The organism is Streptomyces sp. NBC_00385 (assembly GCF_035917155.1).
Lineage (GTDB): Bacteria > Actinomycetota > Actinomycetes > Streptomycetales > Streptomycetaceae > Streptomyces > Streptomyces poriferorum.
Map to the genome: position 1 here is coordinate 2,876,890 of NZ_CP107951.1, position 13,613 is coordinate 2,890,502.

General features: G+C 70.8%; 12 protein-coding genes. 6 read left to right on the forward strand and 6 right to left on the reverse strand.

The window, feature by feature from the left end; all coding sequences use genetic code 11:
- Positions 1-103: 103 nt before the first annotated feature.
- A complete protein-coding gene (locus tag OG959_RS12440) occupies positions 104-1,780 on the forward strand; it encodes an MDR family MFS transporter (protein ID WP_326658219.1) in 1,677 nt (558 codons plus the stop codon).
- A gap of 68 nt (positions 1,781-1,848) precedes the next feature.
- Here the strand turns inward: OG959_RS12440 and OG959_RS12445 are convergent, their stop codons facing one another.
- Positions 1,849-2,856 (reverse strand): ketoacyl-ACP synthase III family protein, encoded by a 1,008-nt coding sequence (locus OG959_RS12445; protein WP_326658220.1) that lies wholly within the window; start codon positions 2,854-2,856, stop codon positions 1,849-1,851.
- A 180-nt stretch (positions 2,857-3,036) separates the two neighbouring features.
- Between OG959_RS12445 and OG959_RS12450 the strand changes: the two genes are divergently transcribed.
- The gene (locus tag OG959_RS12450; RefSeq protein WP_326658221.1) at positions 3,037-3,690 is read left to right on the forward strand and encodes a TetR/AcrR family transcriptional regulator C-terminal domain-containing protein; all 654 of its coding nucleotides are present in this window, start codon (positions 3,037-3,039) and stop codon (positions 3,688-3,690) included.
- Positions 3,691-3,800: 110 nt separating this feature from the next.
- On the opposite strand, the gene aroF is transcribed toward OG959_RS12450, so the two are convergent.
- The 5 genes from aroF to OG959_RS12475 form a co-directional block, all read right to left on the reverse strand.
- A complete protein-coding gene (gene aroF / locus OG959_RS12455; RefSeq protein WP_326658222.1) occupies positions 3,801-4,823 on the reverse strand; it encodes a 3-deoxy-7-phosphoheptulonate synthase in 1,023 nt (340 codons plus the stop codon).
- Between the two features lie 7 nt (positions 4,824-4,830).
- Entirely contained in the window at positions 4,831-6,171 is a 1,341-nt protein-coding gene (locus OG959_RS12460) for a salicylate synthase (RefSeq protein ID WP_326658223.1), read from the reverse strand.
- A 35-nt stretch (positions 6,172-6,206) separates the two neighbouring features.
- On the reverse strand, positions 6,207-7,460 hold the full coding sequence (locus OG959_RS12465; protein WP_326658225.1) for an FAD-dependent monooxygenase: 1,254 nt from the start codon (positions 7,458-7,460) through the stop codon (positions 6,207-6,209).
- A gap of 131 nt (positions 7,461-7,591) precedes the next feature.
- On the reverse strand, positions 7,592-8,344 hold the full coding sequence (locus tag OG959_RS12470) for an SDR family NAD(P)-dependent oxidoreductase (protein ID WP_326658226.1): 753 nt from the start codon (positions 8,342-8,344) through the stop codon (positions 7,592-7,594).
- Positions 8,341-8,961, reverse strand: coding sequence for an antibiotic biosynthesis monooxygenase (locus tag OG959_RS12475; protein ID WP_326658227.1), 621 nt, complete (start codon positions 8,959-8,961; stop codon positions 8,341-8,343). Before OG959_RS12475 ends, OG959_RS12470 begins: the two co-directional genes overlap by 4 nt.
- 267 nt (positions 8,962-9,228) lie before the next feature.
- On the opposite strand from OG959_RS12475, the gene OG959_RS12480 reads away from it, so the two are divergent.
- The 4 genes from OG959_RS12480 to OG959_RS12495 all read left to right on the forward strand — a co-directional run bounded on the left by OG959_RS12480 (position 9,229) and on the right by OG959_RS12495 (position 13,186).
- On the forward strand, positions 9,229-10,143 hold the full coding sequence (locus OG959_RS12480) for an MBL fold metallo-hydrolase (RefSeq protein WP_326658228.1): 915 nt from the start codon (positions 9,229-9,231) through the stop codon (positions 10,141-10,143).
- A 160-nt stretch (positions 10,144-10,303) separates the two neighbouring features.
- Complete coding sequence (locus tag OG959_RS12485) at positions 10,304-11,371, forward strand: glucose-1-phosphate thymidylyltransferase (protein ID WP_326658229.1); 1,068 nt, start codon at positions 10,304-10,306, stop codon at positions 11,369-11,371.
- Positions 11,368-12,351: a dTDP-glucose 4,6-dehydratase gene (gene rfbB / locus OG959_RS12490; RefSeq protein ID WP_326658230.1), complete on the forward strand. Its 984-nt coding sequence runs from the start codon at positions 11,368-11,370 to the stop codon at positions 12,349-12,351. The genes OG959_RS12485 and rfbB overlap by 4 nt, the downstream gene beginning before the upstream one ends.
- Positions 12,352-12,463: 112 nt before the next feature.
- The gene (locus tag OG959_RS12495; protein WP_326658231.1) at positions 12,464-13,186 is read left to right on the forward strand and encodes a methyltransferase; all 723 of its coding nucleotides are present in this window, start codon (positions 12,464-12,466) and stop codon (positions 13,184-13,186) included.
- Positions 13,187-13,613 lie beyond the last annotated feature (427 nt).

Below are 13,613 nucleotides of genomic sequence, written 5' to 3' on the forward strand. Positions count from 1 at the left end.
CTGCTTGCGCCCGCAGGGATGGCACCACTAAATTGAACAGCGACCAATTGGTCACCGTTCAATTTGTTGTGTTCACGCTCTCCCAACGCCTGGAGGCAGTGCGATGTCCGCCGATTCCCCGACCGCACGACCGGCGGGCGCGCCCGGCGGCACGAAACATCCGCCCCTGACGAAGAAGGTGGTCTGGTCGCTCGTCGGCGTCCTGCTGACCGCCTTCCTCAGCGCCCTCGACCAGACGGTCGTCTCCGTCGCCGCGTATCCGATCGCGACCGGTCTCGACCCGGACAACGGCGTGCAGCTGATGCCCTGGCTGATCACCACGTACATGCTGGGGTCGTCGGTCACCCAGCCCCTGTACGGCAAGATCGCCGACCTCTACGGCGCGAAGAGGATCTTCGTCGTCGCGACCGGGATCTTCCTGGTCGCCTCGGCCCTGTGCGGCGCTTCGCAGACCATCGGCCAGCTCATCGCGTTCCGTGTGGTGCAGGGCATCGGGGCGGGCGGCCTCTACAGCGTCGCGCTGATCCTGCTCGCCCGGGCCGTCCCGCCGCGCGAGCGCGCCAAGTTCCAGGGAATGGCCGGCCTGATCATCGCCCTTGCCACGGTCACCGGTCCGCTCATCGGCGGGTATCTCACCGGCGACCACAGCTTCCTCGGCATCGACACGTCCTGGCGCTGGATCTTCTACATCAACCTGCCGATCGGCATCGTCGGCATCGCCATGGTGATCTCCCTGCTCGACCTGGAGCCGGTGCGGCGCGGCAGCCACCGCGTCGACTACCCCGGCGCGCTCCTCATCATGGCGGGCAGCACTCTGGTCCTGCTGACCTGCAACTGGGGCGGCGACCGCTACGCCTGGTCCGACCCGCTGATCATCGCGCTCGGCGCCGGCGGCCTCGTACTGCTGCTCGTCTTCGTGTGGTGGGAGTCGCGCGCCAGGGAACCCCTCATGCCACTGCGGGTGTTCCGCGAGCGCACGGTCGCGGTGGCGAGCCCGATGCTGTTCGTGGTCGGCTTCGCCCTGATGGGCGCGATCACCTACGCGGCCCTCTATCTCCAGCTGGTCCGTGGTTACTCCTCCACGGCCACAGGGCTGCGCCTGATGCCGATGATCCTGGGCATCCTGATCGCCTCGATCGGTTCCGGCATCGTCATCTCGAATCGAAACGGCCGCTACAAGGTCTTCCCGGTCTGCGGGACGCTGTGCGCGGCGACCGGCCTGGTCGTGCTCGGTCAGCTGAGCACCGACAGCTCGTACGGGCTGCTCTCCGCCGGCCTGTTCCTGCTCGGCCTCGGCCTCGGCCTGCTGATGCAGGTGCTGGTCCTCGCCGTGCAGAACGCCTCGCCGGAGGCCGACCTCGGTTCGGCCACGACCACCGCCGGCTTCTCCCGCACGATGGGCCAGTCCTTCGGTGGCGCGGTGTTCGGGGCGATCCTCGCCAACCAGTTCAACGACGCGCGTGCCGCCGGCGGCGACGCCCGGCTGTCCGCCCCCGGCCTCAAGCCCGAGGACCTGCCCGGACTTCCCGGGCCCGCGAGCAGCACGGGCATGGGCATGTTCGTCGACTCCCTGGACGTGGTGTTCGTCTCCGCCGGGGTCGTCATGCTCGCCGCGTTCGTCCTGTCCTGGTTCCTCAAGGAGATGGAGCTGCGCGAGATCGACGACCTGGAGGCCATCGCCAGCGAGCTCGACGACCCGACCCTGTACGAGGCGGTCGCCGAGGAGGACGAGGCCGACCGGCCGGCCCCTGCCGTCCATGGCGCACCGGCCAGGGAATGACGACGGCATGCGGGGGCGGCAGCCCCGGGAACCCCGGGGCTGCCGCCCCCGCATGCCGTGCTCGGTGCTCAGCTCCAGTCCGGCACCTCGAGGATCTCCACCACCGCCGCGCCGATCGAGACGCCCGGCCCCACCCCCAGCATCAGCACCCGGTCACCGGGGGCGACCCGGCCGCCCGTCACCATGCGTTCCAGCGTGACGAACTGATCGCCCGCGCCCAGGTGGCCGAAGGAACTGCCGAACTCCCAGGCGGAGCGGGACATCGGCAGACCCAGCGGGTCCATGATCCGCTGCTGCACATGGGAGCGCGAGGTGTTGAGGGAGATCACCCGGGCCACGTCCGCGAGGTCGGTACCGGACTCCTGAAGGACCTGCGCCAGCAGTCCGTCACGGGCCTTGTTCAGCAGGACGGGCGCGTCGGGTACGGAGTTCAGCGCGCGGAACTGTCCCGCCCGGGTACCGAAGTCCAGCGGCCGGCCGGCCGGAGCACCCGGCGGGAACAGGGGCTCTTCGCCCCGGTGCAGCTGCTCCAGCTCCGGCACCGTCACCGTGTCCAGCGAGCGGAGCCGGGCGAACCCGTGCCGCGTGGTCAGCGTCAGCGCACACGCGGAGTCCCCGAGCCAGGAACCGGGGTGGGCGCTCCACCGGTCGACGAGCGGCGAGTCGAAGTTCTCGGCGGTCGTCAGCAGCGCCGTGTCCCGGCCGGGGGCCGCCCGCAGCCAGCCCGCGGCCAGTTCCAGCGCGGCGAACAAGCCGTTGCAGCCCTGCTGGATGCCGACGGAGGGGATGGACGTACCCAGTGTCTCGCGCTGGATGTACGACTGGGGCAGCCACCCGTCCGGCCCTTGGTGGAAGACCGACACATGGAACAGGATGTCGATGTCGGACGCGTCCAGGCCGCCGCGCCGGAGCAGTTCCTCAACGGCGCGCACGGCCATCTGGGGCGGGGCGATGTCCTCGCCGGCGACCAGCGCGCCGGACAGCAGGCCGGGGTCGGAGGCGGAACCTTCCGGCGGCTCCACGGACGGCGGGAGCCAGGTGCCCAGCGCTCCCAGATACATGTCGTCGATCTGCACGGCTACTCCCGAGATGCGGCGAATCGAGTTGCTTTCGCCGCATAGTCTTCACGAGGCCGCTTGAGCGCTCCTCAAGCCACCCCCGCAGGCGGGGGACGCCGCCTTCCTTAAGATGGCTCTTGACGAGGCACGCCCTGTGCCCCTACCGGTGAACCCCTGACGTCGACGAACGGCGGTCCCATGCCTCTGCAGCGTTCCGAAGTGGTGACCGCGGCCATGCGGATTCTGGACGGCGCGGGACTCGACGCACTCACCACCCGCAAGCTCGCCTCCGAGCTGAATGTGCGGCCCGGCGCCCTGTACTGGCATGTGAGCAGCAAACAGGACCTCCTCGACTCGCTCACCGAGAAGATCCTGGAAGAGGTCGGGACCCCGCCTCTCGCTCCGCGCGAAAGCTGGGAGGACGGGGTGCGCACCCTCGTGCACCGGCTGCGCGACACCCTCGTCGCCCACCGCGACAGCGCCCGTCTGCTGGCCGGCGCGGGCGGCCTCGGCCCCAACCGCCTGCGGATCGCCGACCATCTGATGGGGCTGCTCCGCCTGACCGGAGCGCCGGTGGCCGCGACCGCGTACGGCAGCGACACCCTTCTGAGCTATGTCACCGGGTTCGTCCTGCAGGAGCAGAGCGAGCCGGACCACTCCGCCCCCGACGAGGCGGACGGCGGGCTGGACGTGCTGGACGTGCTGGACGAGAAGCTCTTCCCGCATCTGGCCGCCTGGGCCCAGGGCTGGTCCCCGGACGACCGCGGCCTCAGCTTCGCCGCGGGCCTGGAGGTGCTGGTCGGCGGCCTCGACCGGTATCTGGCCGCCCAGGCGAAGTCCGCGACCGACTGACCCTTCCCGCCCGGGGCACGAGAGATCCTGGCACCGGAGATCCGGGCATGCCTGCGTCCCGGAGGCGCCGCCTGTTGCGGCGCCGCCGGGACGAGGCAGCCGTGCATCCGCTAGGGCCGCTCCAGTTCGCGCCCGCAGGCGACGAGCACCCGCTCCAAGTCGCCCATCAGGGCCTTGAAGTCATCGGGCAGCAGTGCCTGACCACCGTCGCACAGCGCCGCCGAGGGGTCGGCGTGGACGTCGACGATGACCCCGTCCGCACCGGCGGCCGCCGCCGCGAGCGTCATCGGCACGACCAGCTCCGGCACGCCGGTCGCATGGCTCGGGTCCACGACGACCGGCAGATGGCTCAGCCGCTTGACCACCGGAACGATCGCCAGGTCCAGCGTGAACCGGGTCTCGCGTCCGTACCCGCGGATACCCCGCTCGCACAGCACCACGTCCGGATTGCCCTCGCTCATGATGTACTCGGCCGCGCACAGCCACTCCTCGGCCGTGGCCGCGAACCCGCGCTTGAGCAACACCGGCCGTCCACACCGCCCGGCCTCCTTGAGCAGCGCGTAGTTCTGCATGTTGCGGGTGCCGATCTGGACCATGTCCACGTGCTCGGCGACCTTGGCCACCTCCTCGGGCTGAGTCGCCTCGCTGACCACGCCGAGCCCGCTCACCGCGCGCTGCCGTCCCAGCATCCGCAGCCCTTCGACACCGAGGCCCTGGAAGGCGTACGGGGAGGTGCGGGGCTTGTACGCGCCTCCTCGCAGCAGCGCGGCACCCGCACCGGCCACCGCCTCGGCCGACCGGGCGAGCTGGTCGGTGCTCTCCACCGCGCACGGCCCGGCCAGCACGACGAAGCCGGGCCCGCCGAACTCGACCCCGTGTACCCGCACCCGGGACCCGGCCGGCCGCAGCGCGCGGGCGGCCAGGTGATACGGCCCCGGGGAGGTGACGACCCGGCGCACCCCTGCCAGGCCCGCCACCTCACCGGGTTCGGCGTCGTCCCCCGCGGAGTGGCACACCACCAGTCGCCCCGTGGCGGACCACACGGTGTGCACGGCCCCGAAGCGGGCGGCCAGCGTCTCCTGCAGGGCCCGCGCCTCGTCCGCGTCGGCCGTCTGTGACATCTCGACGATCATCGGCCGGTCATCCTTCCGTGCGCCGCGCGGACGCCGCGGGAACGAGGTACCGGGCGACGCTGGACAGCTTCTCGCAGGTCTCCGTGAACTCTCGCTCCGGGCTGGACTGTTCGACGACTCCCGCACCTGCCCGCAGCCAGGTCCGGCCACCTCGCTGGAACACCGTGCGCAGCACCAGCGCCGCGTCCAGTGAGCCGTCGGCGTCATGGACCAGCACGGCGCCGCTGTAGAGGCCCCGCTCCGCGGTCTCCAGCTCGCTGATCACCTCGTACGCCACCTTCTTCGGGACACCGGACGCGGTCACCGCGGGGAACAGTGCCGCGAACGCGTCCCACGGACCCTGTTCTTCGCCCAGCTGTCCGCGCACGGCCGACGCCAGGTGCTGAACGGTGCCGCGCTCGCGCACCACCATGAACTCCGACACCGTGACGGGCCGGGGGCCGCACAGGTCGACCAACTCGTCGTAGGCGACCTTCACGGAGATCGCGTGCTCGAATATCTCCTTGCTGTCAGCGAGCAGTTCGGTGCGCAGCTCGGCGTCCCGCGCACCGTCGCCGGTACGGGCCCGGGTCCCGGCCAGCGGCTGCGTGGTCACGACCCCCTCGTCGCTGACCACCACGACCGTCTCCGGGCTGACGCCGGTCGCCGCGAGACCTCCCAGGGAGAACAGGAAAGAACGCGCGGGGGTGTTGGCGCGGCGCGCCGTCGCATAGGTGGCCGCCAGGTCGACGGGGGTGTCCACCGCGACGGTCCGGGACAGTACGACCTTCTGCAGACGGCCGCCCCTGATGTCCTGGACCGCGCGGGAGACCGCCGCGCGGTAGGCGTCGGCACCTCCGTCGAGCGCGACGGGCACGGGGGTGTGCACGGACTCCGGGCCGGCGGACACGAGCAGTTCCTCCATCGCGTCCAGATCGTTCGGATCGAGCGCGCGCAGCAGGGTGCCGGAGGAGTGCAGCCGGATCTCGACGCCCGGCACCACCAGGTGCAACAGCTCACCGTCGGTGACGAGTTCGCCGAGGCCGGCCTCGGCTACGGCGACGTCGTAGCCCACCCATCCGTAGCAGCGCCACTCCGTGATCGGGAGGGAGTCGAGCAGCCGCGGCACGGAGCGCAGCGGGTGGTGCAGTGCGCCGTGCGCCGTCTCGCCCTGCGGGGTGCGCAGCAGCGTACGGTCGCGGCTCATCAGCAGCTCGGCCACGATGCCGGTCGCGAAGGACCAGCCGGCGGGCCCCTCGTAGCAGACGTAGTCCTGGCCCGGGTGGGCGGCGGCGAGACGGGTGACCGCGGCGAGCGGATCCTCGACCCGGGGCAGCAGCCGCTCATGGTACTTCTGACGCTCTGTCATCGGAGTTCTCCTGTGTCAGTGAGTGCCGGAAGGGCTCAGCCGGCCTTGAGGCTGTCCTCGCGTACCTGGATGCCGCGGTTGCCGAAGGCGATCCGGTCGAGGATCTTGCGGTAGGCGGGGGTGTGCTTGAGGACTCGGGTGACGGCAGGACGGATGCGGGTGGCCACCGCGCCCTGCGAGAGCATCGCCCTGCTCTGCATGACCTGAAGCTTCATCACCCGTTCGATGTCCGGGGCGCGGCCCTGCTCGAACGCCGACAGGGCCGCCACCGAGGTGTCGCCGCCGCGCAGTGCCGCCACCAGCACGGGGTGCGCCGCGACCGCGTCCTGGATGGCGAGGTTGATGCCCTGGGCGCCGATCGGGCTGTGGGTGTGCGCGCTGTCCCCGATGAGGAGCAGGCCGTCGTCGGCCCAGCGCTCCGCCCGGCCGGAGAAGACGTCGAGCAGGCTCAGATCGGCCGCCCGCCGCACCTCGGACGCGACGAGGTCCGCGTACCGGGGCAGGGCGGCGGCGATCCGGGCCTTCACCGCCTCGACGCCCTCGGCGGCCAGGCGCCGGTAGCCACCGTGGGGCAGCATCCAGCCGATCTGCATCCGGTCCGGATAGGAGTGGTAGATCATCGCGGGACTGCCGCCGTCCCGGTGGACGCGGACGTCGCGGCGCCCCGGCCGTCCCTCGTCCGGCACCTTGAACCACAGCACGTCGAGGCTGAAGTCGTCCCGGCGGTCGAAGTCGATGCCGGCGAGCCGCCGGACCTTGGAGTACCGGCCGTCGGCCCCCACGACGCAGTGGGCGCGCACCGTGCCGGACCCACCCGAGCCGTCGTAGCGGGCCCCCACCACGGTGCCGTCCTCGCGCAGCAACTCCACCACCCGGGCCGGGCTCAGGTAACGGAATCCGTCGTACTTCTCGCAGCCCGCGCGCACCGCGTCGAGCACATGCGGTTGCGGAATGCTCAGCAGGTGGTCGTACGGCTTGGGCAGCATCCGGTAGTCGACGTCCAGCAGCACACGGTCCTTCTCCACGAGCTGGAAGCGGTCGTGCTCGTGACCGCCGCGCGCCCTGGCTTCGGCCAGCACACCCAGCGCGTCCAGCAGCGCCATCGCGCCGGGTTGCAGAATCTCGCCGCGGTACTCGCGGTCGAACGAGGCGGACTTCTCCAGCACCGTGACCGCGGCGCCGGAGCGCAGCAGCAGCAGCGCGAGCACCAGCCCGGCAGGGCCCCCGCCGACGACACAGACGTCGGTCGTCGTATCGGACGGGGCGGGCGTGGCGGGCGTGGCGGACATGGGCGACCTTTCGCGTCGATGACGTTGCGGGAGAGGCAGGGCGACCGCGGCCCTGCCGTGGGGCGAAGCCGCGAGTGGCCGGCGAGGAGGGCCACCGGCCACTCGCGCCGTCCGGTCCGACAGCGGTGCCGTCAGGCCGGAAGCGAGAGGCCTCCGTCGGCCGTGATCACCTGGCCGTGGATCCAGCCGGCATCCGGGTGGCACAGCAGCGACACCACACCGGCGATGTCCTGCGGGGTGGTGAGCCGCCCTGCGGGCGTGCGCCGGGCCAGCGCGGCGGCGACCTCGGGCGGACCGGCCGTGTCCGGCCCCTTGTCCAGCTTGGCCGTCGACACCGCGTTGACCGCGATGCCGAGCGGTGCCATCTCCACGGCGAGGTAGCGCACCAGGCTCTCCAGCGCGGCCTTCGCGATGCCCAGGCCCACGTAGTGGTTGATCACCCGCCGCGCACCGGTGCTGGACACCGCGACGATCCGCCCGGGCCGCCCCGCCATCAGGTCCTTCAGCAGGGGCGCCGCCGCCAGCAGCGGCTCGACCGCCATGGCCACATCGGCCCGGACCCCTTCGGCGCGAGCGCCGAGGGCCGGCCCCGGGTGCCAGTCCGCGGCGCAGTGCACGAACAGATCGAGACCGCCCCACCGCTCCCGCGCCTCGTCCAGGACGGTCCGCACAGCACCCTCCTGTGTCAGATCGGCCCGAACGGCGTGCGCCGAACCCGGCAGCTGGGCCAGCTCCTTCACCGCCTGCTCGGCGTCGTCGTCCGAGTGCCCGTAGACCAGCAGCACCTCGTCATGGTCCGCGCACAGTCTGCGGGCGACGGCAAGGCCGACACCGCGCGTGCCGCCCGTCACCACGGCTGTGCGGGCGCCCCGCTCCGCCGTCACGCGGACTCGGCCGCGGCAAGCGCCGAGCGCCCGGTGGCGGCCGACGCACCGGACACGTACGACACGTCCGCGTGCGCCGTCAGCTCCTGCCAGGCCACGCTCCGCCGCACCTGCGCCCAGGCCTCGGCCGAGGCCCAGCGGGCGACCACCACGTACTGCGTGGGGTCGGGCAGCGCCACGCCCAGCACGGACCAGCCGAGGGCGCCCCCGGGGACGTCGGCCAGGTGTGCCGCGTACGCCTCCGCCACCTTCTGCTGCGGAGCGGCCACCGTGAACCGGGCGACCGTCACCAGCGGGAACTCCGCCGCGTCCGTGCCGACCACGGCGCCGGGCTCGTCCGCCGCCAGCACCCGCGCGGGCAGGACGTCCACGTCGACGATGCGGTGGAAGGACTGCGCGTGCTGCTGGAACTCCGCCGAGCGGGCCACCTTGCCGAAGTCGTCGGGAGAGCGCCACCAGCCGGCGTTGACGTAGACACCGGACTGCTCGGCGGAGCGGGTCATCTGGTGTGCGGCAAAGCCTTCCTGATCGCGCATGAACACCACGTGCTCCGTGAACCGCCGCTCGAAGACGTCGGCCTCCTCGGTGTTCTTCAGGGTGAATGTGTTCAGGGCCATCAGGCCCGGCGCGAATCCCTGGGATCGCGCCGCGGGCGAGGGTCCGGTCCCCTGCGCAGTCGACATGTCTGCTCCCTGTGCGTCATGCGCCCGGCGGTGGCTGACACCCGTCGGCGCGGTGTGCCCAGAAGCGTCCGGCCGACGGCTAGACCCGGGCTAGAAGGTAGGTCGAGCGCCCTGCCCGCCGCCCCGCCCCAGCCGTCCTCAAGGTCCGCTCCCTACCGTCCTGCGGCGACGGGGCACCGGCCCGGCGGAAGGGAACCTGACATGACATCCGGCGTGGACGAGGCACGGACCGAGGAGATCGCCGACGGGGTGTTCGCGTACATCCAGCCCGAGGGCGGCTGGTGTGTGAGCAACTCCGGTGTCGTACGCGGCAGCACGAGGTCCGTCGTCGTCGACACGGCGGCGACCGTGCAACGGTCCGAGCGGCTGCGCGCCGAGGTCGAGCGGATCGCCGGGACCCGGCGGGCGACCGTCGTGAACACCCACATGCACGGTGACCACACCTTCGGCAACTGCGTGTTCGCACCGGAGTCCACCTTCGTCTCGCACGAGAACGCCCGCCGCGACATGGCCCGGGCCGATCTGGGCCTGACGCGGTTGTGGCCCGATGTGAAGTGGGGCGACGTCAGGGTGACGCTCCCCCAGATCACCTTCAGCGACCGGCTGAAGCTGCACACCGGTGACACCGTCGTCGAACTGACGCATCTCGGTCCCGCCCACACCACCGGCGACATCGTGGCGTGGCTACCGGAACAGAAGGTGCTGTTCTGCGGGGACATCGTCATGAACGGCGCGACCCCGTTCTGCCTGATGGGTTCTGTCGAGGGCAGCCTTCGGGCGATCCGCCGCCTCAAGGAGCTCGGACCGGCGACCGTCGTCCCGGGGCACGGCCCCGTGTGCGGCCCCGAGGTGCTGGACGACTGCGCCCGCTACTTGCTCTGGGTGCAGCGCCTCGCCGAGGACGCCCTCTCGCAGGGCGTCGGCCCGCTCGAAGCAGCCCGGTCCACCGGCCTCGGCGAGTGGGCCGGCCTCCTGGACTCCGAGCGGATCGTGCCCAACCTGGCGCGCGCCTTCGCGGAGGCCCGGGGCGGTGCCCTGGGCGAACCGCTCGACGAGATGGCCGCATTCGCCCAGATGCTCGAGTTCCACGGCGGCCTGCCGGCCTGTCACGCCTGAACGACGCGTCTGCGACCGGCTGTTCCGACCGGCCCTTGCGACCGCCCTTCCAGAACGACTCGACCCGGTGCCCGGATGCTGAGGGGCACTTGGTGCGGTCGCAGCCACGACCAGCACGGACGCCTGAAGCGACGCGTCCGCACGGTGATAGGAGGACTCCATGAAGGCTCTGCTCCTGGCGGGTGGCACGGGAACACGCTTGCGCCCGTTCAGCTACTCCATGCCGAAACAACTCATCCCCATTGCCAACCGTCCTGTCCTGGAGCACGTACTGGACAACATCCGAGCACTCGGCGTCGTGGACATCGGCGTCGTCGTCGGGGATCACGGCCCGGAGATCGCCGACGCCCTGGGCGACGGCTCCCGCTTCGGGCTGCGGCTCACCTACCTCCACCAGACCGCGCCCCTCGGTCTGGCCCACGCGGTGCTCGTGGCCGGGGACTTCCTCGGCGACGACGACTTCGTGATGTACCTGGGCGACAACATGCTCCCGCAGGGCGTCACCGCGGCCCTGGAGGCGTTCCTGACCGCTCGCCCCGCCGTGCAGACGATCGTTCACAAGGTCCCCGACCCGAGCGCTTTCGGCGTCGCCGAGATCGATGCGGGCGGGAGGGTGACCCGGCTCGTCGAGAAGCCCGCCGCTCCACGCAGTGACCTCGCCCTGATCGGGGTGTACTTCTTCACTCCGGCCATCCACGAGGCGATCGCCGCCATCACGCCGAGCGCGCGGGGCGAACTGGAGATCACCGATGCGATCCAGTGGCTCGTGGAGCGCGGATCGGACGTGCGGGCCCACGAGTACACCGGCTACTGGAAGGACACCGGCCGAGTGGAGGACGTACTGGCCTGCAACCGCGAGCTGCTGGAGGGCCTGCGTCGCTCCGTGCTCGGGCACGTCGACGACGCCAGCCGGCTCATCGGCGCCGTCGTCCTGGAGGCGGGAGCACGCGTCGTCCGTTCGCGCATCGAGGGCCCGGCCGTCATCGGTGCCGGGAGCCTCATCGAGGACAGCAGCATCGGCGCCCACACCTCCGTGGGACGGAACTGCCGGATCTCCGGCACCCGCCTCGACTGCTCCATCGCTCTGGACGGGGCGACCGTGACGGGCGTGCGCGGTCTGTACGGCTCGGTGATCGGGCGGGGCGCGGTGGTCGGCGTCGCCGAGGACGAGCCCCGCGGCCACCGCCTGGTCGTCGGCGACCACACACACGTGGAGGTGGCGGCATGAGGATCCTGGTCACGGGAGCCGCCGGGTTCATCGGGTCGCACTATGTGCGCTCCATGCTCGCGGGCCGGTACCCCGGCTTCGAGAACGCCCGGGTCACGGTGCTCGACAAACTGACGTACGCGGGGAACCGGTCGAGCCTGCCCGAAAGGGATCCCCGACTCGATTTCGTCCGGGGCGACATCTGCGACCTGCCACTGCTCCTCGACGTGCTGCCCGGTCACGACGCCGTGGTGCATTTCGCGGCCGAGTCCCACGTGGACCGCTCGCTGGAGAGCGCCGGCGAGTTCTTCCGCACCAATGTCGTGGGCACCCAGAACGTTCTGGAGGCCTGCCTGCGCACGGGGGTCGAACGCGTCGTCCACGTATCCACCGACGAGGTGTACGGATCGATCGCCGAGGGATCCTGGACGGAGAACGAACCCCTCCTGCCGAATTCCCCCTACGCGGCGTCCAAGGCGAGTTCCGACCTGGTCGCGCGCACCTACTGGCGCACCCACGGACTCGACCTGTCCGTCACGCGGTGCTCCAACAACTACGGCCCCTATCAACTGCCCGAGAAGCTGATTCCGCTGTTCGTCACGAATCTGCTGGAAGGGCGGGAACTGCCGCTGTACGGGGACGGCCACCAGATGCGGGAGTGGCTGCACGTCGACGACCACTGCCGAGCCATCCAACTGGTCCTCACCAAGGGGGGAGCGGGTGAGATCTACAACGTGGGCGGCGGCAACGAACTCAGCAATCGGCACATGACCGAATGCCTTCTCGACCTCTGCGGAGCCGACTGGTCCGCCGTACGCCGGGTGCCGGACCGCAAGGGCCACGACCTGCGCTACTCCGTCAACGAGACGAAGATCCGCGAAGAGCTGGGCTACGAGCCGCAGGTCCCCTTCGCGCGCGGCATCGCCGAGACGGTGGCGTGGTACCGCGACAACGCCGACTGGTGGAAAGCGGCCAGGTACAAGGAAGAAACGGACGCCTGACGGCCCCGCCGGCCACCCGCGACCAGGCCCGGAACTGCCGGGTCGCGAACCCCTGCTGGAGTACTAGCAGCGCTCCAGATTCCCTCAATGCCGGGACGTTTTACTCATGGCCATGAGCCTCTCACACGACGACGCCAATGGCGTAAGCGTTGACACCTACCGCCCGCTGATGTCCGAGGAGCGCGCAGAACGTATCCGGCAGTTCCACGAAGCCATGGTGAACACCACGAAGGCCGAGGAGACCGAGACGTCCTCGATACTCGGGCTGACGTTCGTGGTACCACCCGAGGTCAAAAGGGTGGGCCCGCTCTCCCAGTTGCTCGGCGAAGCGGTGATGGCCGAGACGAAGAGCGGGGACCGGGTACTGGACATGGGCACCGGCTGCGGCATCAACGCGGTGATCGCCGCCACCAAGGAAGCCGACGTCCTGGCCGTCGACATCAACCCGGACTCCATGGAGACGACGAAGGACAACGCCGCGCGGAACGGCGTCGCCGATCGCATCCAGGTGCGTGAAAGCGACATCTTCAGCGCCGTCGACGGCGTGTTCGACCTGATCATCTTCAACCCGCCGTTCCGCTGGTTCCCCGCCCGCAACATGCTTGAGGCCGCCACATCGGACGGCAACTACAGCGCCTTGACCAGGTTCTTCCGTGAGGCGCGCCAGTACCTGGCGAAGGACGGCCGCATGATCATCTTCTTCAGCAACGCCGGGGACCTGGCCTACCTTCAGCAACTCATCGACACCGAGGGCTTCCAGCAGGAAGTGGTGGCCCAGAAGAGCAGGGTCGTGGAGGGCCTGGACGTCAACTTCTTCGTCTTCCGCCTGGCATAGCCACGCGGGCACAGCCACCCGTACCCGCCTGAGCCGCGCAGACGGCAACGGCGGATTCGCTCTCCGGCCGGATCATCCGTGACGGCTCGCCAGTACGACTGGCGGGCCGTTTCGGCTTGTCGGGGGCATCACGAGTGTCCGGCGGACCGGCCGGGGGTCCGGTGGCGGAGAAACCTACCGGGCCTCCTGCCTGGAACGGGCGACCCCACCGGACCGGACCGAGTCCGTCGGCATCCGCTGGACGCCGGCCGACCCCGCCCAGGTGATCCTCTACTCCCGGATCCGGCGGGTGGGCGCCGGTCGCGCGTACGGCGGCTCCGACACCGGCCTGGACTCGGAACTCGGCTGGAGCGCACCCTGGGAGCACCTGCTCGAAGAGGCCCGCACCTGCTCCCTGCCGGAAACCTCGAAAGCCCCGTCGGCGACA